Here is a 24480-nt window from a genome sequence, read left to right on the forward strand (position 1 = left end):
ACTTCGGGTGGTCCGGGGAATCTGATGCGTGGCTACTCCTCAACTCCACCAATTCAAGGGGTAGTTAAGTGACGTGCCGGGATGCTTGAGGTTTCGGGGGTGGCATTGCCGGACTTTCAAAGGTGGCTGAAAGCGGGCATGTTGCCTCATTCTGGCCGTATGTGAAGTGCGGTGAGGCAACTTCGGCCGAGTTTCGTGGCTGGATTGTTTTGTTACGGTGACCCCTGTTCTCGGAAAGGCAGTTCGGGTGACCGGACCGTCCTGTGGGGAGTGGTGGGCGCTTTTCCCGCGCCCACCACTTTCCGTTCCGGCATTCCCCCATGGAGACGATTTAGTTGAACGTGAAACTCCCTTCGCGGAAGAGTGAGGCGCGCGGTACCCACCGGCGCAGGGCCCGGATGATTCCGCTCGGCATCCTGGCCTCGGTCGGCGTCCTCGGTGGATCGCTGGCGGTGTTCAACTCCCAGGACAACGCCACGGCGAACGAGGCCTTCCCCCAGGCCTCGCACAGTGCCACCCCCGACGGCACGCCGAGCAAGTCGCCCTCGACGCCCGCGCCGAAGGCGACCGCATCGGGGAACAGCAAGGTCGACCGCTACGAGGCGGAGATCCACCGCCTGGTCAACAAGGCGCGGGCCGAGCACGGCTGTGCCCCCCTGCACCGCGACCCCCGCCTGGACAAGGCCGCCCGGCTGCACAGCCAGGACATGGCCGCCCACAGCCACTACTCGCACACCTCCACCAATGGCATGGACCCCAAGGAGCGCATGGAGGCGCAGGGGTACGACGACGCCTCGGCGGAGAACATCGACGCCTGGCCGACCACCCCCCAGGGCGCCTTCGACGCCTGGATGCACAGCCCCGGTCACCGGGCCAACATCCTCGGCTGCAAGTCCAAGGGCACCGGCATAGGTGTCGCCCTGGGCGGCAAGCACCGGGCCTACTGGACGCAGGACTTCGGCTACAAGTAAGCCGGGCCGCGGCCCCGCCCGCCCGGACGCCGCGCAGCGGGGCGACCGGGCGGGCGGCGCCCTTCCGGACCGGCGCCCTTCCGGACCGGCGCCCCTCCGGACCGGTGCCGCCGGCCCGCGCCGCCGCTTGCCGCTGCTAGCGGATGCGCGCTAGCTTTAAGGAGTGGCGAAGACGCAGCTGAACGTCAGGGTGGACGAAGCCACTGCCGAAGCGGCGCGAGAGCGCGCTCTGCAGCGGGGAGTGAGCATGAACCGCTATATCGAGGAACTCGTCCTCAAGGACGCCGGCGAGGTCGGCCAGACCTTCGTCGAGGCCGCCGCCGACTTCATGAAGCAGTACGAGCGGGTCTTCGCCGAGGAGTTCGGTCTGCACCCCGGCAGCGCCCCCGCCGCCGCGCACCCCACCGACCACGAAGGACAGCCGGGCACCACGTGACGCTGCGCATCGACCTCGCCTGGCTCCTCCTGATCGCCGAACACCACACCCCCGGAGACCCCCAGGTCACCGACTGGGGCGCCCTGGTGGCCGCCGTCAGCCGCCATGAAGCCGAGATATTCGGCGTCCCCGTCTACACCGACCCCCAGGAGCGCGCCGCCGCGCTGCTCCAACTCCTGCTCCAGGTACCGGCGCTGGAGGGCGCGAACGCGATGTTCGCCACCGCCGTCGCCTACGGGTACCTCGTCGCCAGCGGCCTGAAGGTCGCCACCTCCCCGGAGCGGGTCCGCGACCTGGCCCGCCTCGTCAAGGACGGCAGGGCCGACGTCCGCGCCATCGCGGACGAACTGCGTGCCTGGACGGTCTGAGGGCCGCCGCCGCGCGGGCTGCTCAGTCGGCCGGGCGCCGCGCCGAGCCCAGCACTGCCGGTGAGGTCGGCAGCGTCGGCCCGCGCTCCGGCACCGTCAGCCGGCGCACCCGCAGCACCTCGAATCCCGCCGTACGGATCTCACCGAGCTGGTCCCGGCCGGTGTGACAGCCGCCCATCAGCAGGGGCCAGACGGTCCGGTCCAGCGACCACTGCACCGCTGCCAGTCCCCGCCCCGTGGCCCGCCCGTGCTCGAAGAACCGCAGCTCACCGCCCGGTCGCAGCACCCGCCGCAGCTCCAGCAGGGACCGCTGCACCTCGCGCACCGAACACAGCACCAGCGACGCCACCGCGATGTCGAAGGCCTCGCTCTTGACCGGCAGCGCCTCCGCCACACCCGGCACCAGATCCACCGGCACCTCCGCATGCGCCGCCGCCGACCTGGCCACCTCGCGCAGGGTGGGCTCCGGCTCGATGGCCACCACCTCCGAGACGGTCCCCGGGTAGTGCGCGAAGTTCAGCCCGGTGCCCGCGCCGACCTCGATGACCCGGCCCGTGGCACCGGCCAGCAGCTCCCGCCGGAGCGCGGCCACCCCCGCCCGCGCGTCGGCGGCCGGACCACAGCAGTTCGCATAGAAACGGGCGAACACCGGGTGGTGCACCGTGCCCTGCGGAACTCTTCTGCGCTGCCACATGACGGACCCCTTCGCCGACGCCGCCCGCTCCTGGAGTCAGTCTCCCCACCGGACGGGCAAGGAGTCCTGGGGCGTCACCCAGCGCGCCGTCCGGACATCCGTACGAGGCGAGCGCGGAACGCCGCGCCGTACCAGGGCGTCCGCCCGGCGCTGCCGTCCGCGCGGTGCCGTGCCCCCGTCACGCGGGGACGCGGAACGCGTCCGATCCGCCGAGCGCCGGCGCCAGCCACTCCGGGGCCGCGGTGCGGAAGGCGTCCGGCGCGAGCCCGCCCGAGCCCTCCGGGACCAGGCCGAGCAGCGGGGCGCCCGCGGCCTCCGGCAGGTCCGCGAGATTGCAGCGGGAGGCCAGGTCGGGCGCGGCCGGCCAGCTGCCGATGACGACGCCCGGGGACGCGAGCCCGTACGAGCGCAGTGCCAGCGCGGTCAGCGCGGTGGCGTTGAGGGTGCCCAGGCCCGCCTGGGCGACCACCAGGACGGGGGCCTCCGCCAGCCGCGCGGCGTCCGCGAGGGTGTGCCCCGCCGCGTCGAAGCGGACCAGCAGCCCGCCCGCCCCCTCGACCAGCACCAGGTCGTGGGAGGCGGCCAGTTCGGCGGCGGCCTCGGCGATCTCCCGGGGACCCACCGGCGGCAGACCGGCCCGCTGTGCGGCCGTCGCGGGCGCCAACGGTTCCGGGTAGCGGGCGAGTTCGACGCCGGTGACCGGTCCGGCCAGCCGCTCGACCTCCGCCACGTCACCCGCCTCGTGGGCCGTGACACCGGTCTGGGCCGGTTTGAGCACGGCCACCGAACGGCCCCGGGCGAGCGCCGCCGCGGCGATCGCGGCCGTGGTCACGGTCTTGCCGATCTCCGTGCCCGTGCCCGTCACGAACAGCACCGACATGGTGTGCCTCCGACTCTGCGCGGCCGAACCCGCGCGATGACTGTGATGCGTGCTGTGTGCGCGGTGCCGGTCGGCACCGATACCGGCGAGGGGGCGGCGGGGCGCGGTCAACCGGCCGCCGCCACCCCTGTGCTCAGCCCTCGCGCGCCGCCGCGCACACCGCGGCGCAGATCCGTGCCACATCCTCGTCGCCGGTGATGTACGGCGGCATGGTGTAGATCAGGTCCCGGAACGGACGCAGCCACACGCCCTCCCGGACCGCGGCCCGGGTCGCGGCAGCCATGTCCACCTCGTGGTCGAGCTGGACGACACCGATCGCGCCGAGGACCCGTACCTCGCGTACCCCGGTGACGTCCCGGGCCGGCGCCAGCCCCTCCCGCAGCCCGGCCTCGATCCGCTTGACCTCCTGTGCCCAGTCCTGGGACAGCAGCAGTTCGATCGAGGCGTCGGCGACGGCGGCGGCCAGCGGGTTGCCCATGAAGGTGGGGCCGTGTGCCAGCACCGGCAGCGCGCCGCGGGAGATCCCGTCCGCCACGGCCGCCGTGCACAAGGTCGCCGCCAGCGTGAGATAGCCCCCGGTCAGCGCCTTGCCGAGGCACATCACATCGGGTGCGACTCCCGCGTGTCCGGCCGCGAAGAGGGCGCCCGTCCGGCCGAAGCCGGTGGCGATCTCGTCGAAGACGAGCAGCACGTCATGGGCGTCGCAGGCCTCCCGCAGCACCCGCAGATAGCCGGGGGAGTGGAACGCCATCCCGCCCGCGCCCTGCACCACGGGCTCCACGATCACCGCCGCCAGCTCGTCGGCGTGCCGCGCGATCAGCTCGTGCAGCTGTGCCGCGTACGCCTCGTCCGGCTCCGCGTCGAAGCCGGCCGGCGGGGTGTCGGCGAAGAGCTGCCGCGGCAGCACCCCCTGCCACAGCTCGTGCATCCCGCCGTCGGGATCGCACACCGACATCGGCTGCCAGGTGTCGCCGTGGTAGCCACCCCGCCAGGTCAGCAGCCGCTGTTTGCGCGGCTTCCCGAGCGAGCGCCAGTACTGCAGGCACATCTTCACGGCGACCTCGACCGACACCGAACCGGAGTCGGCGAGGAAGACGTGCTCCAGCGGCTCCGGGGTGATGTCGACCAGCCGCTTCGCCAGCCGGACGGCGGGCTCGTGGGTGAGCCCGCCGAACATCACATGGCTCATCCGCTCCAGCTGGCCCCGCGCGGCCTCATTGAGCACCGGGTGGTTGTAGCCGTGCACCGCCGACCACCAGGACGACATGCCGTCCACCAACTCGTCCCGGCCCTCGACCGGTTCGGCCAGCCGCAGCCGGACCCCGGAGGCCGACTCCACCAGCAGCGGTGCGGCCTTGCCGGGCATCGGCCCGTACGGATGCCACACATGCTGCCGGTCGAGCGCGAGCAGTTCGCCCGGGGTGAGCGGCTCAGGCATTGGGCGGCAGGTCGGTGCCGGCACCGCGGCGGCGCACCGAGACCAGGTCGCGGCGGGTGTCGTCGGACGGTGCCGGAACGGTGGCGGCGGGCTCCCCGGCGTCCTCGGACCCGCAGGGGCCGTCGCCGCAGCCCTGCCTGCGGTGCTCGGGCAGGGTCGTGGTGTCCGTGCCCTCGACCTCGAAGCCGGCATCCGTGATCATCGCGAGGTCGTCCTTGCCGGCCTGGCCCTCACTGGTCAGGTAGTCGCCGAGGAAGATGGAGTTGACCAGATGCAGGGCGAGCGGCTGCAGGCTGCGCAGATGGACCTCGCGGCCGCCGGCCAGCCGTACCTCGATGTCCGGGCAGACGAACCGCACCATCGCCAGGATGCGCAGCGCGCGCTGCGGGGTGAGGTTCCACTCCTTGGCGAGCGGGGTGCCCTCGAACGGGATCAGGAAGTTGACCGGCACGGAGTCCGGGTCCAGCTCACGCAGTGCGAAGACCACGTCGACGAGGTCGCCGTCGCTCTCGCCCATCCCGGCGATCAGCCCGGAACAGGCGGACATCCCGGCCGCCTGGGCCTGCTGGACGGTGGACACCCGGTCCGAGAAGTCGTGCGTGGTGCAGATGTCGCCGTAAGTGGCTTCCGAGGTGTTGAGGTTGTGGTTGTACGCATCGGCGCCCGCCTCGCGCAGCCGCCCGGCCTGGCCGTCGGAGAGCAGACCGAGGCAGGCGCAGACCTCCACGCCCTCGTTCTGCTCCTTGATGGCGGCGATGGTCTCCGAGACGCGGTCCACGTCCTTGTCCGTGGGGCCCCGGCCACTGGCCACCAGGCAGACCCGCTTGGCGCCGCCGGCCACCCCGGCGGCCGCCGCCTTGGAGGCGTCGTCCGGCTTGAGCCAGGTGTACTTGAGGATCTCGGCCTTCGACCCCAGCCGCTGGGAGCAGTACGAGCAGTCCTCGGGGCACAGGCCCGACTTGAGGTTGACGAGATAGTTGAGTTTGACCCGCCGCCCGAACCACTGGCGGCGTACCTTCCCGGCCGCGGCCACGACATCGAGCAGTTCGTCATCGGAGGTCGCCAGCACGGCCAGCGCCTCTTCGCGGGTCGGCAACTGGCGCCGCAGTCCCTTGTCCACCAGTGTGTTCAGCAGGTCCATGGCGTTGATCCTGGCGTACGCCACCGCCCCCGGCCAAGGAGGATTCCCACAATGCCGCTGGATCGAGGTGTGTGTATCACCACACTGTGGCCGTGCGGAACGACCGCTAACGTCTATCGACAGCCCACAATCGAGGCCGAAGGACGAAGGACGCCGATGCCGCAGGACTCCGCCCCGTCGCTGCTCCACGACACCCCGCCGGCGCCCCCCGCCGAGACCGCCGCAACGGCCTCCCGGCCGGCGTCCGGCGCGGCCTTCGACTGGATCGACACCGCCCGCGCCGCACGCCATCGTGCCGGTCTCGCCCGCACCCTGCGCCCCCGCCCCGCCGACTCCCCGCTGCTCGATCTGGCCAGCAACGACTATCTCGGACTCGCCCGGCACCCCGAGGTCACCCGTGGCGCGGCCGCCGCCGCGCACCGCTGGGGCGCCGGCGCGACCGGCTCCCGCCTGGTCACCGGCAGCACCGAGCTGCACGCCCGGCTGGAGGAGGAACTCGCCGCGTTCTGCGGCTTCGAGGCCGCCCTGGTGCTCTCGTCCGGCTACGCCGCGAACCTCGCCGCCGTCACCGCGCTCACCGCCCCCGGCGCCCTGATCGTCTCCGACGCGGGCAACCACGCCTCCCTGATCGACGGCTGCCGGCTCTCCCGGGCCCGTACCGAAGTGGCCCGGCACGCCGACCCCGAGGCCGTACGCGCCGCGCTGACCGGCCACGACGGCCGGGCGCTCGCCGTCACCGACTCGGTGTTCTCGGTCGACGGCGACGCCGCGCCGCTGCCCGCCCTCGCCGCGGCCTGCCGGGCGGCGGGCGCCGGGCTGCTGGTCGATGACGCGCACGGCCTGGGTGTCCTCGGCGACGGGGGTCGCGGTGCGCTGTGGGCCGCCGGCCTCGCCGGTGACGGCGATGTGGTGACCACGGTGACGCTCTCCAAGTCGCTCGGTTCCCAGGGCGGTGCGGTGCTCGGCCCGGCCCGGGTCATCGAGCATCTGGTCAACACCGCCCGGTCGTTCATCTTCGACACCGGCCTCGCCCCGGCGGCGGTGGGCGGTGCCCTGACCGCGCTGCGGCTGCTGCGCCGCGAACCGCAGCGTGCCGCCCGGGCCGGACAGGTCGCCCGGGAGCTGCACGACCGGCTCACCGCGGCCGGCCTCGCCGCGGTCCGGCCGGACGCCGCGGTGGTCTCGGTCCGCGCCCCCTCACCGGAGTCGGCGGTCCGCTGGGCCGCCGACTGCCGCGCTGCCGGACTCGCGGTCGGCTGCTTCCGGCCGCCGTCCGTGCCCGACGGGATCTCCCGGCTGCGGCTGACCGCCCGCGCGGACCTGACGGACGCCCAGCTCGACACGGCGGTCGGCACGATCGTGGCCACGGCACCGGCGACCTGACGCATCCGGCGCTCCGGCCGACGCGTACGACGCTCCCGCCGGGCCGACGGCCGCCCTCGCGGCGGTACCCGCGGGCGGCGGAATCCGGCGCGACGGGCCGCCCAAACGGGCTCGCGCGCCGCAGAGTTCACCGCAACGAGCGATAGAACTCCGTATATGTGGGTGGATCGGCTATCCCCTCCGCGGCAGGGGTGGCAGTCTGGCGCCCAGCAGATGGCCGAGGCCGCACCGGTGTCCGGAGCGGCGTCCCGGCTGCCCGGTCAACGGACCGGAGCCGGGCCTCGGAGGAAAAGGACGGCGCCTCGATGGCAGACCACCATGAATCCTCACTGACTCTGCCGAGCGCCCCCGCCTCGGTCCGCACCGCCCGCAGCCACGCCCTCGCCGTACTCACCGAGTGGGGCCTGCCCGCCGAGTCAGGCCTCGCCGACTCCGTCCGTCTGATCATCTCCGAACTCGCGACCAACGCCATCGTGCACACCTCAGGACGGTCGCCCGACTTCACCGTCGAACTGCGGCTGGAGCGCGACGAGCAGCTGCGGGTCGGCATCACCGACAGCCATCCCCGCCGTCCGCGCCGGCTGCCCGCCGCCGTCCAGCAGGACAACGGCCGGGGCCTGGTCATCATCCGCTCGCTCGCCGCGGAAGCCGGCGGCCGCTTCTCCGTCGTACCCACCGCGTCCGGCGGAAAGACAGTCTGGATCACCCTGCCGTGGCAGGCCGCGGTCCGCTGAGGCCGCCGTCCGCCGAGGGCGACTGCCGCGCCGGCGTCCCGCCGTCGGCTACGGCGCGGGGGAGTGGCGGGCGAAGGCTCCGCGCAGCAGCGCCCGCAGGGTGTCCGCGGCCGGGGTGCCGCCACCGGGGCGGTAGGCCACCGAGATCCGGCGGCGCAGCTCCGGCGGGTCCAGTCCCCGGACACCCAGCGGGGACACCGAGCCCTCCGCCACCATCTCCGGCACCACCGCCACCCCGAGGCCCGCGCTCACCAGCGCACACACCACCGCGTAGCTCGGCGACTCACAGCGCACCGCCACACTCGCCCCGGCGGCCGCCAGCGCCGCCTCCACCGCACGCCGGTTGGGGTTGGCCGGTGCCATGCTGACCACCGGCTGACCGGCCAGCTCGGCGAGCGGCAGGCGTCCGGCGCCCGCCGACAGGGCATGGCCCGGCGCGGTGACCAGCACCAGTTCCTCGGTCAGCAGCGGTTCGAGACGCACGCCCTCCGGCGTGGGCATCGCCTCGCCCGGCACATACTCGTGCGTCAGCGCCAGATCGACCTCGCCCAGCGCCACCGCCGCGCTGGCCTGCGGAGGGACGTACTCCGTGACACTCAGCTCCACGTCGGGGTGCGCCCGCCGGAACGCGCCGAGCGCGGGCGGCAGCAGATGTGTCCCGGCGGTCATGAACGTGCCCACCCGCAGCCGGCCGCCGGACAGTCCCGTGAGCCGGGACAGCTCGTGCCGCGCCTGGTCCAGCTCGTCGAGCACCCGCCGGGCCCGGACGAGGAGCAGCTCACCGGCCGCCGTCAGCCGTGCCCCGCGGTGGTGGCGCACCAGCAGTGCGGTCCCGGCCTCCCGCTCCAGTTTGGCGAGCTGCTGGGAGAGCGCGGGAGCGGTGTAGCCCAGCCGGCCGGCGGCCCGGGAGATCGAACCGGCCTCGGCCACCGCCACCAGGGCGGCCAGCCGCGTGGGGTCGTACATAAGAACCTCTTTAGGCGGCCGAAGAAGATTGCCACTCCCCATTAAAGGCCCTGACCAGCGAAGCTGCTCTCATGGACGGACAACTGATCGCCTTCACCGGAGTCGCCGCCGGCATGGTCGCCATGCCGGGAGCGGACTTCGCCGTCGTGGTGCGCAATGCGCTGGACTCGCGCCGGGCGGGGGTGGCGACCGCCGTCGGAGTCGCGGGCGGGCTGCTGGTGCACACCGCACTGGCGGTGGGCGGGCTCGCGGCGGTGCTGGTCGCCGTGCCCGCGCTCTTCGGGGCGGTCCAACTCCTGGGCGGGCTCTATCTGTTGTACCTCGGCGTCGGCGCGCTGATCGCGGTCGTCCGGAGCGGGCGGGCGCCCGGGGACGCCGCGACCGGCCCGGCCGCCCCGCCGGCCGACGAGCCGCCCGCTGTCCTGGGCACCGCGCGGAGCCTGCGCCAGGGCTTCCTGACCAACGCCCTCAACCCCAAGGCGCCGGTCCTCTTCCTCAGCCTGCTCCCGCAGTTCGTCCCGGCCGGTGAGCCCGCGCTGCCCCGGACGCTGCTGCTCGCGACGATGGTCGTCGTCATGGCGCTGGTGTGGTTCCCCGCCGTCGCGCTGCTGGTCGACCGGCTGGGGAGCTGGCTGCGCCGCCCCCGGGTCACCCGGGCGCTGGAGGCCGTCACCGGAGCGCTGCTCACGGGGCTGGGCGGCATCCTGCTCGTCGAGCTCGTCCTGGCCTGACCGACGGGCACCGGTCCGCGCGGCCACGGGTCAATCGCGGCTGCCGTACGGGACCATCAGCGTCGGCGGTGGTCCATGCCCGTACGCCGTCGCGGTGCCGCAGTGCCCTGGTGATCCGCGGGTGGCCGCGGTCCACCCTCTCCACCAGCTGCAACGGCGCAGGACCGGGGAGGGGTTCGGCGACGGTCAGCATGTCGAGGGCGCCGGGGGCCGCCCGGTCCCGCACCCACGCGGGCGCCACGTCCGCGAACACCACGGCATGGCAGGTGAAGGACACTACTCCGGCGTCCCGCGGTGACGGCGGGGGCAGCACCGTCACCGATCCGTCCGCGGGCGGGAAGCGTCCACGCGCCGCGGCCGTCAGAAGTGTGCTCAGTGGCGACGTCACCCCGCCAAGTCAGCCGAGCCCACTGTCAATTGATCACATGTAAGACGGCCTGCGGATCAGCCCACGCGCCCGTACGAGACCGTGCGGCTCCAGATCCGCTCCAGCCGCACCACGCTCCCGGCCTTGGGCGCGTGCCACATCCGGCCCCGGCCCGCGTAGATGCCGACGTGGTAAATGCCGCCCGCGGAACGGAAGAAGACCAGGTCGCCGCGGCGGCGCAGGGAGGCCGGGATGTGCAGGGTGCGGCCGTACTGGGCGGCGGCGGTGCGGGGCAGGGCCCGGCCGGCCCGCCGGAACGAGTACAGCGTCAGCCCCGAACAGTCGAAGGCGTGCGGCCCTTGGGCGCCGTACCGGTAGGGAGCCCCGCTCTTGGAGGCCGCGACCCGCAGCGCGTGGGCGGACACGGACGTGGCTTCGGCGTTCCCGGCCGCTCCTGGGGCGAGGGTTGTCCCGCCCAGGGTGGCCAGCGTCAGAGCGGTGACGGTGCCGGCACGTGCCAGCAGATTCGGCGTCTGCATGCGCACAGTCATGCGCAAACCCTTCGTCAGCCGCCTGCGAAGGAAGACCTGTCGGGTTCGGGCAGGCGAAGATGCCCGGCCATGCGTACGGCTTCACCCCAAGGAGCCCGGCCGTAAGGCCCGGACCCCGTCGTGCTCGGGTCCTCCGCTCCCGCCGGTCCACCACGTCGACCTGACATCCGGGACGGCGGCGGGATTAGGCGCCCGTCCGGACCGCCCCGTCGCTGTGGCGGGGTCTTGCCGTCGAAGGGATCGTCACGCACCCGGCACCCGAATTCCGAGCTGAAAATGCCGTATGTGAGATGGGTCACATTTCGCCTGAATGGTTAGATTTGTTCCCTCAAGTGCCGTGGCGCGGGGTGTCGCACTCCCTGGACCAGCGGCGAAACATCAAAGGTCCCAGGAATTGTGTTCGCCCCGCGCAATTCGTCGCCTCCTCACATCGGGCCCGGACGCTACGCCGTATGCGCAGCCCGGTACGCGTGTCGGGTCAGTGGTCGGCGGGTGGCGGCACCGTCACCAGTCCGGCCCGGCGTTCGCCGTCCAGTACGCGCAGCGCGCGGGCCAAGGTCTCGCCGTGCAGCTCCTTTTCACCCCGCTGGTGCATCAGCGTCAACGCGTCGCGCAGGCCGGCGGCCTTGGTGACCAGCGCCTGGGCGGCCCGAAGTCCGGTGTACGTGCCGCCGCCGCGGGCCGGGTTGATCCTGCCCAGCAGGTCGAGCACCTCCAGATAGTGGTCGATCAGTTCACCCTCGGCGCGCGTCAGGGCAGGCAGCGGTGGCAGTTCCGGCGGCAGCATCCGGGCTCACCGTGCCCCGAGTTGGGGAACGGACTGCTTGCGCCCCTGGGTGAGCCCGTCGATCAGCCCGTACTCCTGGGCGGCCCGGGCGTCGAAGATCTTGTCGCGCTCGATGTCGGCGGCGATCCGTTCCCGGGGCTGCCCGGTGTGCTCCGCCAGCATGCGCTCCAGCATGTCGCGGGTGCGCAGCAGCTCCTCCGCCTCGATCTGCAGATCGGTGGCCTGTCCCTGGACGGGCTCACTGAGCGACGGCTGGTGGATCAGGATGCGGGCGCCGGGCAGGGCCAGCCGTTTGCCGGGGGTGCCGGCGGCCAGCAGCACCGCGGCGGCGGAGGCGGCCTGCCCCAGGCAGATGGTCTGCACGTCGCACGACACGAAGCGCATCGTGTCGTAGATGGCGGTCATCGCCGTGAACGAGCCGCCGGGGGAGTTGATGTAGAGCGAGATGTCCTGCTCGGGTGCGGTGTGTTCGAGGTGGATGAACTGCGCCATCACATCGTTGGCCGACGCGTCGTCGACCGGGGTGCCCAGGAAGATGATGCGCTCGCTGAGCAGCTTGGAATAGGGGTCCATGGTGCGCGTCCCCTGGGACGTGCGCTCGGTGAACTCCGGAAGGACATGGCGGGCCGTCGGTCGCAGCATGCGTGCTCCTCTCTCTGTAGAAAATGTACAGGATGTACATCCAGTTAGAATGGGAGCATGGCCTACGAAATTCCGGTGACGCAAGCCCGCGCGGAGCTGGCGGATCTGATCAACCGCGTCGTCTACGGCGGGGAGCGGGTGGTCGTCACCCGTCACGGCAAGCCGCTGGTGGCGCTGGTGTCCGCCGCTGACCTGCAGCTGCTGGAGGAGCTGGGGCGGGGCGCGGAGAGTCCGGAGGAGGGGCAGGTGATCAGCACGGTCTCCACCGTGCGGCAGCTCCCGTCCGCTCCGGGCGAACGGCGGCGCTTCGGCATCGCCGCAGAACACCGCGACCCGGCTGCCGGGGACCGGCGGCCGGGTCGCGAGAGCTGACGGTCAGCGAGCGCTGACCGTGCGCGGGTGCGCGGGGCTCAGGAGCTGAGCTCCCACAGCGCGTGCGCGATGGCGTCGGTGTTGTTGTCGAGCGCCTTGTCGTCGATGTTCTTCGAGGTGTCGCAGGACTGGTGGTAGCAGGCGTCGAAGGCCTTGCCGGCGTCGCCGCCCCAGTTCTTCGCCTGCTCCTCGGTCTTCTTGTAGTCGGCGCCGGAGAAGAGGCCGCCGACGGCGATGCCCGCGTCCTTGAAGGAGGCGTGGTCCGAACGGCCGTCGCCCTCGGTCTCCTTCTCGGTGGCGATGTTCTTCTTGGCGAAGAAGTCCTTGAAGACCTTCTCCAGGCGGGTGTCGTCGTCGTAGACGAAGTAGCCCGGGTTCGGCGAGCCGATCATGTCGAAGTTCAGGTAGGAGTCGATCTTCGACTTGTCGGCGCCGAGCTTGTCGACGTAGGCCTGCGAGCCGACCATGCCGTCCTCCTCGTCGCCGAACCAGGCGAACCGGAGGTGCTTGGAAGGCTTGAGGTCCGCCTTGGCGACGGCGAGCGCCACCTCCAGGATGCCGGCCGAGCCTGAGCCGTTGTCGTTGATGCCGGGGCCGTCGGGGACCGAGTCCAGGTGGGCGCCGGCCATCACGGTCTTGCTCTCGTCGCCGCCCTTCCAGTCGGCGACCAGGTTGTAGCCCTTGGCGCCGCCGCCGTCGAACTCCTCGACCTTGGTGGTGAATCCGGCCTTGTCCAGCTTGCCCTTGATGTAGTCGACGGACGCCTTGTAGCCCGGCTGTCCGTGGGCGCGGTTGCCGCCGTTGTCGTCGGCGATCGACTGGAGCTGGTCCAGGTCGGCCTTGACGGACTTGACGTCGATGTCCGGGGCGGCCGCCGGCGCGGTCCCGGCGTAGGCGCCGGCCGCGGTGAAGGCGGTGGCGGCCACGGCGGCGATGGCGCCCGTGGCCAGCGCGGCCCGGCGTATGCGCGTGGAACGAGTCACGATGTTGCTCCGATACTGGTGTGGGGGGATGGAGCTGTTTGACGCGCACATGAGAATTGCGATCACTTTCGAAACCGTCAAGAGCGCATACCGGACAGTGGTGTTCGGCGATGGGGGTGTACCGGGTTTACGCCGATAGGGGCGTTTTCTTCGGCCTGGCGGTGGTCTGTTCCGGGGTTCCGGGCGGGCTTCAGGGGAGGGATCTGGCCAGCGAAGTCCCTGCCGGGCCCGGGAGCTGACGGGCCCGCAGGTGCTCCCGTGAGTCGTCGCCGGGCCGTAACGGGGCGTAATAACCCCGCGTTACATCGGGCGGAAGTAGGGGCGCCGGCATGTCGCCGGTCGTAACGCCGATGAAACGCCGCCGAACTAGCCTCCTGGCGTGGGGCGCTTGATGGCCAAGTGCTGGAAGTCGGTTTGCTCCGCCTTTAATTACTGGGTGGTACATCTATCGAGATGGGTGTGCCCACGCCTGTGACCTGGGCGAATGTGTCCGGGTGGGAAGACTGTGAGGTGGAAGGTATGCAACTGACCCCGCATGAACAGGAGCGCCTGATGATTCATGTGGCGGCAGACGTGGCCGAAAAGCGCCGCTCCCGGGGGTTGAAGCTGAACCACCCGGAGTCGATCGCGCTGCTCACCGTGCACATCCTCGAAGGCGCCCGGGACGGCCGTACCGTCGCCGAGCTGATGTCCTCCGGCCGCAAGGTCCTCACTCGCGACGAGGTCATGGACGGCGTCCCCGAGATGATCCACGACGTACAGGTCGAGGCCACCTTCCCCGACGGCACCAAGCTCGTCACCGTTCACGAACCCATCAACTGAACGGGGAGCGCCGCATATGATCCCGGGCCAGATCCTCCACGCCGACGAGCCGGTACGCCTCAACGAAGGCCTGCCCGGCACCCGGCTGACCGTCCTCAACGCCGCCGATCGCCCCGTCCAGGTCGGCTCCCACTACCACTTCGCCGAGGCCAACCCCGGCCTCGACTTCGACCGCGCGGCCGCGCACGGCAAGCGGCTGAACGTCCCGGCCGGCTCCGCCGTGCGCTTCGAGCCCGGCATCCCCACCGAGGTCGAACTCGTCCCCATCGGGGGCAAGCGCCTCGTCATGGGCCTGCGCGGCGAGACCGGAGGCACCCTCGATGGCTGAACTCACCCGCCAGGCGTACGCCGACCTCTTCGGCCCGACCGCCGGTGACCGCATCCGGCTCGCCGACACCGACCTCGTCATCGAGATCACCGAGGACCGCTCCGGAGGCCCCGGCCGGGCCGGCGACGAGGCCGTTTTCGGCGGCGGCAAGGTGATCCGGGAATCGATGGGCCAGTCCCGCGCCACCCGTGCCGAGGGCACCCCCGACACCGTGATCACCGGCGCGGTCGTGCTCGACCACTGGGGCATCGTCAAGGCCGACGTCGGCATCCGCGACGGCCGGATCGCCGCCCTGGGCAAGGCCGGTAACCCCGAGACCATGGACGGCGTCCACCCCGACCTGGTGATCGGGCCCGAGACCGAGGTCATCGCGGGCAACGGCAAGATCCTCACCGCCGGTGCCATCGACACCCATGTGCACTTCATCTGCCCGCAGCAGGCGGACGAGGCCCTGGCCTCCGGCGTCACCACCCTGATCGGCGGCGGCACCGGACCGGCCGAGGGCAGCAAGGCCACCACCATCACCCCCGGCGCCTGGCACGTGGCCCGGATGTTCGAGGCGATGGACGGTCTCCCCGTCAACATCGGACTGCTCGGCAAGGGCAACACCACCTCCCTCGCCTCGATGCGCGACCAACTGCGCGCCGGTGTCCTCGGCTTCAAGATCCACGAGGACTGGGGTGCCACCCCCGCCGTCATCGACGCCTGCCTGACCGTCTGCGAGGAGAGCGGCGCCCAGCTCGCGATCCACACCGACACCCTCAACGAGGCCGGCTTCCTCGGCGACACCCTCGCCGCCATCGCCGGCCGTTCGATCCACGCCTTCCACGTCGAGGGCGCCGGCGGCGGCCACGCCCCCGACATGATCGCGATGGTCTCCGAGCCGAACGTCCTGCCCGCCTCCACCAACCCCACCCGGCCGCACACCGTCAACACCGTCGAGGAACACCTCGACATGCTGATGGTCTGTCACCACCTCAACCCGGCGGTCCCCGAGGACCTGGCGTTCGCCGAGTCCCGCATCCGGCCCTCCACCATCGCCGCCGAGGACATCCTGCACGACCTCGGCGCCATCTCGATCATGGCCTCGGACGCCCAGGCCATGGGCCGGATCGGCGAGGTCGTGCTGCGCACCTGGCAGACCGCGCATGTGATGAAGCGGCGCCGCGGCGCCCTCCCCGGCGACGGCGGCGCCGACAACCACCGGGCCCGCCGCTATGTCGCGAAGTACACCCTCAACGCGGCCATCGCCCAGGGCATCGACCATCTCGTCGGCTCCGTCGAGGACGGCAAGCTCGCCGACCTCGTCCTCTGGGACCCGGCTTTCTTCGGCGTCAAGCCGCAGCTGGTCATCAAGGGCGGCCAGATCGCCTGTGCGCAGATGGGCGATGCCAACGCCTCCATCCCCACGCCGCAGCCGGTGCTGCCCCGACCGATGTTCGGCGCCACCGGCCGGGCCCCCGGCAGCAACTCGGTCAACTTCGTCTCCCAGCAGGCCCTCGCGGACGGCCTCCCCGAGCGCCTCCCGTTGGCCAAGGGCTTCGAGGCGATCCGCAGCACCCGCGGCATCACCAAGGCCGACATGCGGAACAACGACGCCCTGCCGCGCGTCCAAGTCGACCCGGACACCTTCACCGTGACCATCGACGGCGAGGTCGTCGAACCCCGACCCGCCGCCGAACTCCCCATGGCCCAGCGGTACTTCCTCTTCTGAGCGAGCGCCGATGGACCCCGACGAAGGACCCGAACCACCGATGAGCCGCGCAGCGCTGCTGGTCCTCGCCGACGGCCGGTTCCCCGCCGGCGGGCACGCCCACTCGGGCGGCGCCGAACCGGCCGTCGCCGCGGGACGCATCAAGGACGCCGCCACCCTGGAGACCTTCTGCCGGGGCCGGCTGCACACCGCGGGTCTGGTCGCCGCGGGGCTCGCCGCAGCGGCCGCGGCCGGCCACGACCCGCTCCTGCTGGACGACGCCGCCGACGCGCGCACGCCCGTACCGGCGCTGCGGCAGGTCGCCCGGCGGCTCGGCCGGCAGATGATGCGGGCCGCCCGCGCCACCTGGCCGAGCGCCGCACTCGACGCGCTCGCCGCGGCCCGCCCCCGCGGCGCCCACCAGCCCGTCGTCCTGGGCCTGGCCGCCCGGTCCGCCGGACTGCCACCGCTCGACGCCGCGTACGCCGTGGCGTACGAGAACCTCAGCGGCCCGGCGACCGCGGCGGTCCGGCTGCTGAGCCTGGACCCCTTCGACGCCACCGCCGTCCTGGCCCGCCTCACCGCCGACCTCGACCGGGTCGCGGAGCAGGGAGCCGAAGCCGCGCGGCGGGTGGCCGCCGAAGGCGTCGACGCACTGCCCGCCGCCTCCGCACCGCTGCTCGACATCACCGCCCAACAGCACGCCGCCTGGCCGGTACGCCTCTTCGCTTCCTGACCCGCCGACCCCGCCGCCGACCTTTGGAGTGACCATGCATCTCGACCACAAGGAAACCTTCCCCGAGCGCCACACCTACAGCGCCGCCACCCCCGTACGGGCGGACGGCACCCGGCGGGCCCTGCGCATCGGGCTGGGCGGCCCGGTCGGCACCGGCAAGACCGCCACCGTCGCCGCGCTCTGCCGCGCCCTGCGCGAGGAGCTGTCCCTCGCCGTCGTCACCAACGACATCTACACCCGCGAGGACGCCGAGTTCCTGCTCCGCGAGGCCGTCCTGCCCGCCGAGCGGATCTCCGCCGTCGAGACCGGCGCCTGCCCGCACACCGCCATCCGCGACGACATCTCCGCCAACCTCGAAGCCGTCGAGGACCTGGAGGAGGCGGTCGGCCCCCTCGACCTTGTGCTGGTCGAATCCGGCGGCGACAACCTCACCGCGACCTTCTCCAAGGGCCTGGTCGACGCCCAGATCTTCGTCATCGACGTGGCCGGCGGCGACGACATCCCCCGCAAGGGCGGCCCCGGCGTCACCACCTCCGACCTCCTCGTCATCAACAAGACCGACCTCGCCCCCTATGTAGGCGTCGACCTTGAGGGCATGGCCCGCGACGCCAAAGCCCAACGCGGCGAGCTGCCGGTCGTCTTCACCGCCCTGAAGGCGGAGAACGGTGTCCGGCCCGTGGCGGAGTGGGTCCAGGGGCGGCTGGCGGACTGGACCGCGGGCCCGGCATGACCCTCGCGCTTCCCGCACCCGCGCCGCCCCCGCGGACCGGCGCGGCCTCGTCCGCCGGTCTGCGCGCGACCGCCCGCATCGTCGCGCGGGCCGAAGGCGGGGCCATGTCCCCCTCGCACCCGGCCGGGAGCGGGGGAGGCACCACCCGGCTGCCCGTCCTCGACGGCGACGGCCCGTTCGCGCTGCGCCGCGTCCGCGGGACCGGCCGGCAGGCCCGGGTCTGCGTCGTCGGCGCCATGAGCGCCCCGCTGAACGGCGACCGGCTGGCCCTTGAGGCCACCGCCGAGGCGGGCAGCGCACTGCGCCTCACGAGCGCCGCCGCGACCGTCGCGCTGCCCGGCCGCGCGGGCGGATACGCCACCTACGACGTGCGGTTGACGGTGGGCGACGGCGCCCGGCTCGACTGGCTGCCCGAACCGCTGATCTCCGCGGCCGGCAGCGCGCTGCGGATGACCACCACCGTCGAACTGGCCCCCACCGCACACCTGGTACTGCGCGAGGAACAGGTCCTGGGACGCAGCGGCGAGGAGACCGGCGCCCTGCGCAGCCGGCTCGTCGTCCGCCGGGCCGGCCGGACCCTGCTCGACCAGGAGACGGCATACGGGCCCGGCGCCCCCGGCTGGGACACCGCGGCCGTCCTGGACGGACACCGCGCCCTCGGTCAACTCCTCGTCGTGCAACCGGAGTTCGAGCAGAGTCCGGCCGAGGTGCGGCTGCTCGGGGCCACGGCCGGGGAGCGGGCCGACGGCGGCGCGGGACAGGGCGTCCTGGCACCGCTCGCCGGGCCCGGGGCCCTGGCCACCGCCGTCGCCCCGGACGCGCTACGGCTGCGGCGCCTTCTGGACGAGGCGGCCCGGAGCGTCGCCGGAGGGTGACGGCGGCGGCGCGGCTCAGACCTCCAGCTCGGACTCCAGCCGGGCGAGACGGTGGCGCGCCAGCGCGAGGTTGGCGCGCTTGCGGTCCAGCACCAGGTAGAGGAAGAGACCACCGCCGTTCTTGCCCGACACCGGGCGGATGATGTGGTACTGCGCGGTCAGCGTGATGAGCATGTCCTCGATGGCGCCCTGGAGTTCCAGCATCTCCATGGTGCGCATCTTGGCGCGGACGACATCGGTGTTGCCGGCCGCCGCGATGTTCAGGTCCAGCGCCTGGTTGTCGCCCAGGGTCGCCAGCGCCATACCGCTGGTGTAGTCGACCAGGGCGACGCCGACCGCGCCCTCGATGGTCGACATCGCATCGGCGAGAGCGGATTCCATTTGAGCCATGAGGGGTTCAGCCTTTCGCTTTCTTGACGGGGTTTCCGGGGTTACGGGGTTCAGGGGGTAGAGGCTTTCCCGGAGTTCGGGGCTCCGGGGGCTGCTGCGCGCGGGCGTGCGGGAACGTGGGGGCGCTCTTCCGGGGGGTTATCGGTGGGGCGCCGCGTCCACGAGGGCGCCGATCCGTTCCGCGGCCTTCCGGGCCTGCAGATGGAGCCGCCCGACATTGGTGTCCGTGCTCGCCACGGCCGTCAGAACGGCGCGGCGTCCGGCCGAATAGGCGGCGATGTAGCCGCCGGCACCCCGGGTCAGGGATTCCTCGAAGGCGCCCTGTCCGGTGGCGTCGGTGAGGCGTCTGGCGACACCGATCGCGGCGGCGGTGAGCGCGGCCAGGCCGTCCGGTTCGATGTCCGGCAGGTCGTGGGCGATCACCATGCCGTCCACGCTCGCCACCATCCCGCCCTGGAAATGCCGTACTTGGTCGCGCAGTGTGTGCAGTTCATCGCGTATCCGGGGCTCGATCGTCATCAGTCTCCTTTTCCGGGCGCGCTTTCCGATGACGCGCCTCATGCCGTACACGGTCTTCGTGCGCAGGGGCTCACAGGTTCTCCTCCAACGCCGTACGCAGTCGGACAAGGAGGGCAATGTCCGGACCGGCGGTGTCGAGGAGGTCCGGAACCGGTAGTTGCCAGGTCGGGGCGGGGTCCTCGGCGGCGGGGGCGGGCTGCCCGTCCAGGCAGGCGCCCGGCCGCCGCCGGGGGAGCGCCGTCGGCGCCGTGGGCAGCTGGACCATGCCGGCGGCGGCGAGACGGCGGACGTCGAGCAGGGTCGCGAAGACGGACTGGCCCAGCAGCCGGGCCAGTTCATACGGGGTGTGCCGGCCGTCGGCGCGGTCGAGGAGCCGCCGTTGCCGACTCGTCGTTGGGGCGGAGGTGCCCGGGCGGACGGGGACGACGGGGGAGGAGTCGACCGCCGCCCAGGGCCGGAGCCGGTCGAGCAGTGCCCGGCGGCGGGCCGTCGCCTGCTGGAGGGCGATGGCGCTGATGGGCCGTACGACACCCAGCCAGTGGGCGGTCCCGGGCGTGAACGAGGTGGACTCGGGAGGCAGCGGGAGGGCGAAGAACGCCGCGTCGAGGAGCGCGGCGAGATGGCATATCTCCAGCTCGCTCTGGGTCAGCCAGCCCTCGCTGACCAGGAACTGGGCGGCCCCCTGGTGCGGCCCCGCCCGCTCGACGGCGTACTCCCAGCCCTGGGGCGGCACCTTGCCGGCCGCGACGAGACGGATGTCGAGACCGGGGGCGGTGGTGTCCTCGACGCAGTAGACGGCGCCGTCGACGAGGTAGAGGCTGCCGTGCGGGCCGCGGAGGGCGCCGGTGACCCGCTCGGCGGCGCACCGGTCGAGCAGCCCGGCCGGTGCGGGCGGGGGAGGGGATATGGGCAGGCCCATGGCTGGTTCCTTTGGCGATCGTGCGGTGTGGCGGAGCGCGCGCTCAGGACGCGACCAGCTCCGCCGCCAGATCGCGCAGCCGGAGCCGGGCGACGGCGAGATTGGCCTGGCCGCGGTCCAGCCAGAGGTAGAGATAGGTCTGGCTGTCGAAGGCCGTGTGTACAAAGCGGATGAGGTGGTAGCTGTTGTCGGCGGTGATGATGAGGTCTTCGAGGGCCGGGCCGCCGGCGCCCGAGGTGTCGAAGGTGGCGTTGCGGGCCACGGCCTGCACCACGTCGGCGGTGTCGGCGGCGGCCGCGTCGTGATCGCCGTGGGGAGCCCGCCCCGCCGTGCCGAGTGTCAGACCACTGGTCCAGTCGATCAGCCCGGCCCCCAGAACGCCCGGGATTCCCATGGCCTGGGACAACACCTGATCGATACCCGGCACTTCGGATCTCCCTCGCGACGGCTCTGACAGCGCGAAAACGCCGAAGCCCTCCCGTGGCAGTGAGTGGGAGAGCCTTCACGGAAGGTTACTGAAGCTGTGCGGCTGGCACATGCCTGTGGAGCAGGTCTACGGCAATTGACGTATTCTCGCCCCTGCGCGCCCCCTCGGCGGCCAACAAGCCGCACCGCGCTCCACCAGGCCATTCATGGCCCCGCGCTCCGCGTCGAGCGCCCCAGCCTGCTGATTCCTCTTCTGTCTTTCCGCCAACTTTGCTGATAACGGCCACAGTTGAGCGAATCGCCGGGAGGTTCCGCAGGGCGCAGCAGTCCCCTCACGGTCTGAGAGCGTTGGCCGGAATGGTGAGGTTCCCCTACGAGGTCCGGCCGTTCGCCCGCAGCTCCCCGGTGCCGGCGTCCGCGCCGCCGGGCGGGAAGCCGTCCGGGCCGGCCGTTCCGGCTCCCGGCGGGCCGCCACCGGCACGGCAAGAAACCTACAGGTTGGTAAAGAAACGCGAGGCCGACCTGTTCAAGAGGGGACGGCGCACGACAGGATTCCCCCCGTAGTCCTCTGATCAACGCCATGAGCGGCACACCATGCAGGGGGAATTAACCACGTGAGAAAGACAGCAGCGCTCGGCGCCGCCGGAACTCTGATCTCCGGCGCGCTCCTCGCCGGCGCGATAACCGCCACGCCCGCCCAGGCGGGTGAGCAGCACCGGGGCGGTTCGGCCGAAGCACGCGGTGTGGCGACCGCCGTCGCGCGGGCAGCCAAGAAGGGCATCGACTGGCAGGACTGCCCCGCGGACTGGGGCCTCAAGTCGCCGGTCCAGTGCGGCTATGTCACCGTCCCGGTCGACTACGCCAAGCCGAACGGCCGCACCATCAAGATCGCCGTCGACCGTGCCCTCGGCACCGGCGGCAAGGAGGAGCGTCAGGGCTCCCTCCTCTACAACCCCGGTGGCCCCGGCGGTTCGGGCATGAGGTTCCCGACCCGCATCACCACCAAGAACGCCCTCTGGGCCAAGACCGCGAAGGCGTATGACTTCGTCGGCTTCGACCCCCGGGGCGTGGGCCACTCCGCGGCCATCTCCTGTATGGACCCGCAGGAGTTCGTCAAGGCACCCAAGGCCGACCCGGTGCCCGACAGCGAGGCCGACAAGCGCGCTCAGCGCAGGCTCGCCAAGCGGTACGCCGAGGGCTGCGCCGAGCGCAGCGGCCGTCTGCTGCCGCACATGACGACCCCGAACACCGCCCGCGACATGGACGTCATCCGTGCCGCGCTCGGTGAGAAGAAGCTCAACTACCTGGGCGTCTCCTACGGCACGTACCTGGGCGCGGTCTACGCGACGCTCTTCCCCGGGCACGTCCGCCGGATGCTTGTGGACAGCGTCGTCGACCCCTCCCGCGAGAAGGTCTGGTACCAGGCCAACCTCGACCAGGACCTCGCCTTCGAGACCCGCTGGGGCGACTGGAAGAAGTGGGTCGCCAAGAACGACGACGCGTACCACATCGGCAACACCCCCCAGAAGGTCCAGGCCGCCTGGGAGAAGCTGCGGGCGACCGCCAAGAAGAAGCCCATCGGCGGCGTGGTCGGCCCGGCCGAGCTGACCGGCTTCTTCCAGAACGCTCCGTACTACGACTCCATGTGGGCCTCGGTCGCCGAGGTCTGGAGCGCGTACCGCTCGGGTGACAGCAAGCCGCTGGTGGAGAACGCCGGTCCGGACCTCAAGGACACCGCGGGCAACATCTCCGCGGAGAACGGCAACGCGGTCTACACGGCCGTCGAGTGCACCGACGCCAAGTGGCCCACCAGCTGGCGGAAGTGGGACCGGGACAACACCCGCATCCACCGGCAGGCACCGTTCATGACCTGGGCCAACGCCTGGATGAACCTGCCCTGCGCCACCTGGCCGGCCAAGCAGCAGCGGCCGGTCGACGTCAGGACCGGCAAGGGCCTGCCGAACGTCCTGATCGTACAGAGCGTCCGTGACGCGGCCACCCCCTACGGCGGCGCGGTCGAGCTGCACCGCCGCCTCAAGGGCTCGCGTCTGATCACCGAGCGGGACGCCGGCTCGCACGGCGTCACCGGCCAGGTCAACCCCTGCATCAACGACCGGGTCGACGCGTACTTCCTGACCGGGAAGACCGACGCCAAGGACGTGACCTGCGCCCCGCACGCCACGCCCAAGCCCAGCACGACCAAGGCCCTGCTGGGATCGCTGGACCTGCCCGCCGTGCGCTGATGACGGCATGACAGGTGCCGGCAACACCGCATGACGGCACGCAGAGGCGGCCGGGAACCCTCCCGGCCGCCCCTGTCGTCGAACCAGCCCGCGAACCGCCCGCCCAGCACCCGCTCCACACGCACCGCCAGCGCCTCCTCCTGGGCCTGGGCGCCGTTGAGATAGCCGCCGCCGGGACTGCGCGCGGAGGCGAAGCTCAGTACGGCGAGCGGCCCCGCGCCCGCCGCGGCCCTCAGCGCCGGCCGCCCCGCTGCGCCAGCCACCGGTCCTCGGCCGCGTACCCGAACAGCTTCTCGTCCGGATAGAAGCCGGCCATCCTCGGGAACAGCTCCCACCAGTCCCGTCCCTTGACCTGGTCGGCCAGCCAGGCGACCGTCGCGGGCAGCGACTCCTCGTACGTCGTCACCGCGCGATAGCCCAACTCGCGCTCCGCCGCGGTCATGTCGTAGACCAGCGGATGCGGAACCGTCCACGGGGTTTCGCCGACGTCGGACGACGGCGGGGGACCGTCCACCGTCACGATCTCGCTCCGCGGCGCGCCCATCGCCGCATCCACCGCCGCCGAGATCTCGGCCACCGTCGGCGCCTGCGGGTCGGCCGCGTTGAGCACCCGCGAACCAGGACGGCGGGCCGCCAGCCGGACCAGCTCAGCGAGGTTGTCGACATGCACCGGATGGAAACGGCTGCTGCCCCCGTAGGAGAGCACCCGCACCCGGCGCCCGTCCAGCACCCGCTTGACGAAGTACAGCTCACGGGGCAGCGGACTGTACGGGCCGTGCACGGCGCAGGCCCGCAGCAGCGTCACCGGCAGCCGGTCGCCCAGCGCCAGCAGCGCCTGTTCCAGGGCGGCCTTGCGGGTGCCGTAGTCCTCGTCGCCCGGCCGCACGGTCGGCTGGGACTCCGGAACGGGCAGCGGATAGACCGGGAAGCCGTCCGGTTCCTCCATCGTCGCGAAGCTGCGCCCGCGGTCGTCCTTGTACACCACGCAACTGGAGATCACCACGGCCGACCCGATCCGGTCCGCCAGGGACGTCAGCTGCTGCGCGTGCGCGGCGCCGTACGCCACACAGTCCAGCAGGACGTCACAGCCCTCGCCGATCAGCCCGGCCAGCGCCGTGTCGTCCTCCCGGTCCACCGCCACCGAGCGGACCTCCCCGGGCCACGAGGCGTCGCGCCCGCCGTGCCGCGACGCGGCCCGCACCTCCCAGCCGTCCCGCGCCAGGGCCCGCACCGCTGCGCGCCCGATCTGCCCACTCGCCCCTATCACCACTGCGCTGCCTCTAGTCATGACGGGACACTAAGGTCCGCCGGACGGCGGCCGCCTGACGGTTCGCCCATGGCGCAAGACGTTCCGG

The 24480-nt window shown here is 72.2% G+C and carries 28 protein-coding genes, 1 pseudogene and 1 riboswitch; of the genes and pseudogenes, 14 read left to right on the top strand and 15 right to left on the bottom strand.

Annotated features, from left to right (window positions below; all coding sequences use genetic code 11):
- Nucleotides 1-341: 341 nt before the first annotated feature.
- From ACGFN2_RS03155 to ACGFN2_RS03165, 3 genes are all read left to right on the top strand, one after another.
- Entirely contained in the window at nucleotides 342-971 is a 630-nt protein-coding gene (locus ACGFN2_RS03155) for a CAP domain-containing protein (protein WP_393357092.1), read from the top strand.
- Nucleotides 972-1134: 163 nt separating this feature from the next.
- Nucleotides 1135-1407 (top strand): toxin-antitoxin system HicB family antitoxin, encoded by a 273-nt coding sequence (locus tag ACGFN2_RS03160; RefSeq protein WP_362607841.1) that lies wholly within the window; start codon nucleotides 1135-1137, stop codon nucleotides 1405-1407.
- On the top strand, nucleotides 1404-1775 hold the full coding sequence (locus ACGFN2_RS03165; protein ID WP_362607842.1) for a fic family toxin-antitoxin system, toxin component: 372 nt from the start codon (nucleotides 1404-1406) through the stop codon (nucleotides 1773-1775). Before ACGFN2_RS03160 ends, ACGFN2_RS03165 begins: the two co-directional genes overlap by 4 nt.
- A gap of 22 nt (nucleotides 1776-1797) precedes the next feature.
- On the opposite strand, the gene ACGFN2_RS03170 is transcribed toward ACGFN2_RS03165, so the two are convergent.
- From ACGFN2_RS03170 to bioB, 4 genes are all read right to left on the bottom strand, one after another.
- Nucleotides 1798-2469 (bottom strand): class I SAM-dependent methyltransferase, encoded by a 672-nt coding sequence (locus ACGFN2_RS03170; RefSeq protein WP_393357095.1) that lies wholly within the window; start codon nucleotides 2467-2469, stop codon nucleotides 1798-1800.
- Between the two features lie 178 nt (nucleotides 2470-2647).
- Complete coding sequence (gene bioD, locus ACGFN2_RS03175; RefSeq protein WP_393357097.1) at nucleotides 2648-3532, bottom strand: dethiobiotin synthase; 885 nt, start codon at nucleotides 3530-3532, stop codon at nucleotides 2648-2650.
- The gene (locus ACGFN2_RS03180) at nucleotides 3483-4787 is read right to left on the bottom strand and encodes an adenosylmethionine--8-amino-7-oxononanoate transaminase (RefSeq protein ID WP_393357099.1); all 1305 of its coding nucleotides are present in this window, start codon (nucleotides 4785-4787) and stop codon (nucleotides 3483-3485) included. Before ACGFN2_RS03180 ends, bioD begins: the two co-directional genes overlap by 50 nt.
- Nucleotides 4780-5928, bottom strand: a complete 1149-nt coding sequence (bioB, locus tag ACGFN2_RS03185) for a biotin synthase BioB (RefSeq protein ID WP_393357101.1) — start codon at nucleotides 5926-5928, stop codon at nucleotides 4780-4782. The genes ACGFN2_RS03180 and bioB overlap by 8 nt, the downstream gene beginning before the upstream one ends.
- Nucleotides 5929-6084: 156 nt before the next feature.
- On the opposite strand from bioB, the gene ACGFN2_RS03190 reads away from it, so the two are divergent.
- A complete protein-coding gene (locus ACGFN2_RS03190; RefSeq protein ID WP_393357103.1) occupies nucleotides 6085-7311 on the top strand; it encodes an 8-amino-7-oxononanoate synthase in 1227 nt (408 codons plus the stop codon).
- Nucleotides 7312-7616: 305 nt separating this feature from the next.
- Nucleotides 7617-8045, top strand: coding sequence for an ATP-binding protein (locus ACGFN2_RS03195; protein WP_393357105.1), 429 nt, complete (start codon nucleotides 7617-7619; stop codon nucleotides 8043-8045).
- 48 nt (nucleotides 8046-8093) lie between these two features.
- Here ACGFN2_RS03195 and ACGFN2_RS03200 read toward each other — a convergent pair whose 3' ends face one another.
- Nucleotides 8094-9011: a LysR family transcriptional regulator gene (locus ACGFN2_RS03200; protein ID WP_393357107.1), complete on the bottom strand. Its 918-nt coding sequence runs from the start codon at nucleotides 9009-9011 to the stop codon at nucleotides 8094-8096.
- A 71-nt stretch (nucleotides 9012-9082) separates the two neighbouring features.
- Between ACGFN2_RS03200 and ACGFN2_RS03205 the strand changes: the two genes are divergently transcribed.
- On the top strand, nucleotides 9083-9742 hold the full coding sequence (locus tag ACGFN2_RS03205) for a LysE family translocator (RefSeq protein WP_393357109.1): 660 nt from the start codon (nucleotides 9083-9085) through the stop codon (nucleotides 9740-9742).
- Nucleotides 9743-10186: 444 nt separating this feature from the next.
- Here the strand turns inward: ACGFN2_RS03205 and ACGFN2_RS03210 are convergent, their stop codons facing one another.
- The 3 genes from ACGFN2_RS03210 to ACGFN2_RS03220 all read right to left on the bottom strand — a co-directional run bounded on the left by ACGFN2_RS03210 (nucleotide 10187) and on the right by ACGFN2_RS03220 (nucleotide 12089).
- Complete coding sequence (locus ACGFN2_RS03210) at nucleotides 10187-10660, bottom strand: C40 family peptidase (RefSeq protein WP_362607858.1); 474 nt, start codon at nucleotides 10658-10660, stop codon at nucleotides 10187-10189.
- A 4-nt stretch (nucleotides 10661-10664) separates the two neighbouring features.
- Nucleotides 10665-10861, bottom strand: a riboswitch (cyclic di-AMP (ydaO/yuaA leader).
- 277 nt (nucleotides 10862-11138) lie between these two features.
- On the bottom strand, nucleotides 11139-11447 hold the full coding sequence (locus ACGFN2_RS03215; protein ID WP_362607859.1) for a hypothetical protein: 309 nt from the start codon (nucleotides 11445-11447) through the stop codon (nucleotides 11139-11141).
- A gap of 6 nt (nucleotides 11448-11453) precedes the next feature.
- The gene (locus ACGFN2_RS03220) at nucleotides 11454-12089 is read right to left on the bottom strand and encodes an ATP-dependent Clp protease proteolytic subunit (protein ID WP_362607860.1); all 636 of its coding nucleotides are present in this window, start codon (nucleotides 12087-12089) and stop codon (nucleotides 11454-11456) included.
- A 57-nt stretch (nucleotides 12090-12146) separates the two neighbouring features.
- Here ACGFN2_RS03220 and ACGFN2_RS03225 point away from each other — a divergent pair, with 57 nt between their 5' ends.
- Nucleotides 12147-12461 carry a type II toxin-antitoxin system Phd/YefM family antitoxin gene (locus tag ACGFN2_RS03225; protein ID WP_393357112.1) on the top strand — a complete coding sequence of 105 codons (315 nt, stop codon included), beginning with the start codon at nucleotides 12147-12149 and terminating at the stop codon, nucleotides 12459-12461.
- 38 nt (nucleotides 12462-12499) lie between these two features.
- Here ACGFN2_RS03225 and ACGFN2_RS03230 read toward each other — a convergent pair whose 3' ends face one another.
- Nucleotides 12500-13444: a M28 family metallopeptidase gene (locus ACGFN2_RS03230; RefSeq protein ID WP_362611180.1), complete on the bottom strand. Its 945-nt coding sequence runs from the start codon at nucleotides 13442-13444 to the stop codon at nucleotides 12500-12502.
- A gap of 519 nt (nucleotides 13445-13963) precedes the next feature.
- Between ACGFN2_RS03230 and ACGFN2_RS03235 the strand changes: the two genes are divergently transcribed.
- Genes ACGFN2_RS03235 through ACGFN2_RS03260 form a run of 6 tightly spaced genes read left to right on the top strand, consistent with a single transcriptional unit; the run spans nucleotide 13964 to nucleotide 18628 of the window.
- Complete coding sequence (locus tag ACGFN2_RS03235; RefSeq protein ID WP_393357114.1) at nucleotides 13964-14266, top strand: urease subunit gamma; 303 nt, start codon at nucleotides 13964-13966, stop codon at nucleotides 14264-14266.
- Nucleotides 14267-14282: 16 nt separating this feature from the next.
- Complete coding sequence (locus tag ACGFN2_RS03240; protein WP_362611184.1) at nucleotides 14283-14594, top strand: urease subunit beta; 312 nt, start codon at nucleotides 14283-14285, stop codon at nucleotides 14592-14594.
- Nucleotides 14587-16308 (top strand): urease subunit alpha, encoded by a 1722-nt coding sequence (locus ACGFN2_RS03245; RefSeq protein WP_393357116.1) that lies wholly within the window; start codon nucleotides 14587-14589, stop codon nucleotides 16306-16308. Before ACGFN2_RS03240 ends, ACGFN2_RS03245 begins: the two co-directional genes overlap by 8 nt.
- A 40-nt stretch (nucleotides 16309-16348) precedes the next feature.
- Entirely contained in the window at nucleotides 16349-17023 is a 675-nt protein-coding gene (locus ACGFN2_RS03250; RefSeq protein WP_362611189.1) for an urease accessory UreF family protein, read from the top strand.
- Between the two features lie 34 nt (nucleotides 17024-17057).
- A complete protein-coding gene (ureG, locus tag ACGFN2_RS03255) occupies nucleotides 17058-17753 on the top strand; it encodes an urease accessory protein UreG (RefSeq protein ID WP_362611192.1) in 696 nt (231 codons plus the stop codon).
- Nucleotides 17750-18628 carry an urease accessory protein UreD gene (locus tag ACGFN2_RS03260; protein WP_362611194.1) on the top strand — a complete coding sequence of 293 codons (879 nt, stop codon included), beginning with the start codon at nucleotides 17750-17752 and terminating at the stop codon, nucleotides 18626-18628. Before ureG ends, ACGFN2_RS03260 begins: the two co-directional genes overlap by 4 nt.
- A 15-nt stretch (nucleotides 18629-18643) precedes the next feature.
- Here ACGFN2_RS03260 and ACGFN2_RS03265 read toward each other — a convergent pair whose 3' ends face one another.
- From ACGFN2_RS03265 to ACGFN2_RS03280, 4 genes are all read right to left on the bottom strand, one after another.
- Nucleotides 18644-19018, bottom strand: coding sequence for a hypothetical protein (locus tag ACGFN2_RS03265; RefSeq protein WP_362611196.1), 375 nt, complete (start codon nucleotides 19016-19018; stop codon nucleotides 18644-18646).
- A 138-nt stretch (nucleotides 19019-19156) separates the two neighbouring features.
- The gene (locus ACGFN2_RS03270) at nucleotides 19157-19537 is read right to left on the bottom strand and encodes a roadblock/LC7 domain-containing protein (RefSeq protein ID WP_362611198.1); all 381 of its coding nucleotides are present in this window, start codon (nucleotides 19535-19537) and stop codon (nucleotides 19157-19159) included.
- A gap of 70 nt (nucleotides 19538-19607) precedes the next feature.
- Nucleotides 19608-20456 (bottom strand): hypothetical protein, encoded by an 849-nt coding sequence (locus tag ACGFN2_RS03275; RefSeq protein ID WP_393357119.1) that lies wholly within the window; start codon nucleotides 20454-20456, stop codon nucleotides 19608-19610.
- 43 nt (nucleotides 20457-20499) lie between these two features.
- Nucleotides 20500-20883 carry a hypothetical protein gene (locus ACGFN2_RS03280; protein ID WP_362611204.1) on the bottom strand — a complete coding sequence of 128 codons (384 nt, stop codon included), beginning with the start codon at nucleotides 20881-20883 and terminating at the stop codon, nucleotides 20500-20502.
- A gap of 613 nt (nucleotides 20884-21496) precedes the next feature.
- On the opposite strand from ACGFN2_RS03280, the gene ACGFN2_RS03285 reads away from it, so the two are divergent.
- A complete protein-coding gene (locus ACGFN2_RS03285; RefSeq protein ID WP_393357121.1) occupies nucleotides 21497-23125 on the top strand; it encodes an alpha/beta hydrolase in 1629 nt (542 codons plus the stop codon).
- Between the two features lie 137 nt (nucleotides 23126-23262).
- Here the strand turns inward: ACGFN2_RS03285 and ACGFN2_RS03290 are convergent.
- A pseudogene (locus ACGFN2_RS03290) lies at nucleotides 23263-23388 on the bottom strand (poly(ADP-ribose) glycohydrolase domain-containing protein); the annotation flags it as partial.
- The gene (locus ACGFN2_RS03295) at nucleotides 23358-24413 is read right to left on the bottom strand and encodes an NAD-dependent epimerase/dehydratase family protein (RefSeq protein WP_393357123.1); all 1056 of its coding nucleotides are present in this window, start codon (nucleotides 24411-24413) and stop codon (nucleotides 23358-23360) included. The pseudogene ACGFN2_RS03290 and the gene ACGFN2_RS03295, both read right to left, overlap by 31 nt.
- Nucleotides 24414-24480 lie beyond the last annotated feature (67 nt).

It is taken from the genome of Streptomyces sp. NPDC048612, from assembly GCF_043199295.1.
GTDB lineage: Bacteria > Actinomycetota > Actinomycetes > Streptomycetales > Streptomycetaceae > Streptomyces.

What these genes read in the sequence shown, in the direction of transcription:
- ACGFN2_RS03170 (WP_393357095.1), bottom strand. Translation starts at nt 2,469, where the DNA reads ATGTGGCAGCGCAGAAGAGTTCCGCAGGGCACGGTGCACCACCCGGTG.
- bioD (WP_393357097.1), bottom strand. Translation starts at nt 3,532, where the DNA reads ATGTGGCACGGATCTGCGCCGCGGTGTGCGCGGCGGCGCGCGAGGGCT.
- ACGFN2_RS03180 (WP_393357099.1), bottom strand. Translation starts at nt 4,787, where the DNA reads ATGCCTGAGCCGCTCACCCCGGGCGAACTGCTCGCGCTCGACCGGCAG.
- bioB (WP_393357101.1), bottom strand. Translation starts at nt 5,928, where the DNA reads ATGGACCTGCTGAACACACTGGTGGACAAGGGACTGCGGCGCCAGTTG.
- ACGFN2_RS03190 (WP_393357103.1), top strand. Translation starts at nt 6,085, where the DNA reads ATGCCGCAGGACTCCGCCCCGTCGCTGCTCCACGACACCCCGCCGGCG.
- ACGFN2_RS03195 (WP_393357105.1), top strand. Translation starts at nt 7,617, where the DNA reads ATGGCAGACCACCATGAATCCTCACTGACTCTGCCGAGCGCCCCCGCC.
- ACGFN2_RS03200 (WP_393357107.1), bottom strand. Translation starts at nt 9,011, where the DNA reads ATGTACGACCCCACGCGGCTGGCCGCCCTGGTGGCGGTGGCCGAGGCC.
- ACGFN2_RS03205 (WP_393357109.1), top strand. Translation starts at nt 9,083, where the DNA reads ATGGACGGACAACTGATCGCCTTCACCGGAGTCGCCGCCGGCATGGTC.
- ACGFN2_RS03210 (WP_362607858.1), bottom strand. Translation starts at nt 10,660, where the DNA reads ATGACTGTGCGCATGCAGACGCCGAATCTGCTGGCACGTGCCGGCACC.
- ACGFN2_RS03215 (WP_362607859.1), bottom strand. Translation starts at nt 11,447, where the DNA reads ATGCTGCCGCCGGAACTGCCACCGCTGCCTGCCCTGACGCGCGCCGAG.
- ACGFN2_RS03220 (WP_362607860.1), bottom strand. Translation starts at nt 12,089, where the DNA reads ATGCTGCGACCGACGGCCCGCCATGTCCTTCCGGAGTTCACCGAGCGC.
- ACGFN2_RS03225 (WP_393357112.1), top strand. Translation starts at nt 12,147, where the DNA reads ATGGCCTACGAAATTCCGGTGACGCAAGCCCGCGCGGAGCTGGCGGAT.
- ACGFN2_RS03235 (WP_393357114.1), top strand. Translation starts at nt 13,964, where the DNA reads ATGCAACTGACCCCGCATGAACAGGAGCGCCTGATGATTCATGTGGCG.
- ACGFN2_RS03240 (WP_362611184.1), top strand. Translation starts at nt 14,283, where the DNA reads ATGATCCCGGGCCAGATCCTCCACGCCGACGAGCCGGTACGCCTCAAC.
- ACGFN2_RS03245 (WP_393357116.1), top strand. Translation starts at nt 14,587, where the DNA reads ATGGCTGAACTCACCCGCCAGGCGTACGCCGACCTCTTCGGCCCGACC.
- ACGFN2_RS03250 (WP_362611189.1), top strand. Translation starts at nt 16,349, where the DNA reads ATGAGCCGCGCAGCGCTGCTGGTCCTCGCCGACGGCCGGTTCCCCGCC.
- ureG (WP_362611192.1), top strand. Translation starts at nt 17,058, where the DNA reads ATGCATCTCGACCACAAGGAAACCTTCCCCGAGCGCCACACCTACAGC.
- ACGFN2_RS03260 (WP_362611194.1), top strand. Translation starts at nt 17,750, where the DNA reads ATGACCCTCGCGCTTCCCGCACCCGCGCCGCCCCCGCGGACCGGCGCG.
- ACGFN2_RS03265 (WP_362611196.1), bottom strand. Translation starts at nt 19,018, where the DNA reads ATGGCTCAAATGGAATCCGCTCTCGCCGATGCGATGTCGACCATCGAG.
- ACGFN2_RS03270 (WP_362611198.1), bottom strand. Translation starts at nt 19,537, where the DNA reads ATGACGATCGAGCCCCGGATACGCGATGAACTGCACACACTGCGCGAC.
- ACGFN2_RS03275 (WP_393357119.1), bottom strand. Translation starts at nt 20,456, where the DNA reads ATGGGCCTGCCCATATCCCCTCCCCCGCCCGCACCGGCCGGGCTGCTC.
- ACGFN2_RS03295 (WP_393357123.1), bottom strand. Translation starts at nt 24,413, where the DNA reads ATGACTAGAGGCAGCGCAGTGGTGATAGGGGCGAGTGGGCAGATCGGG.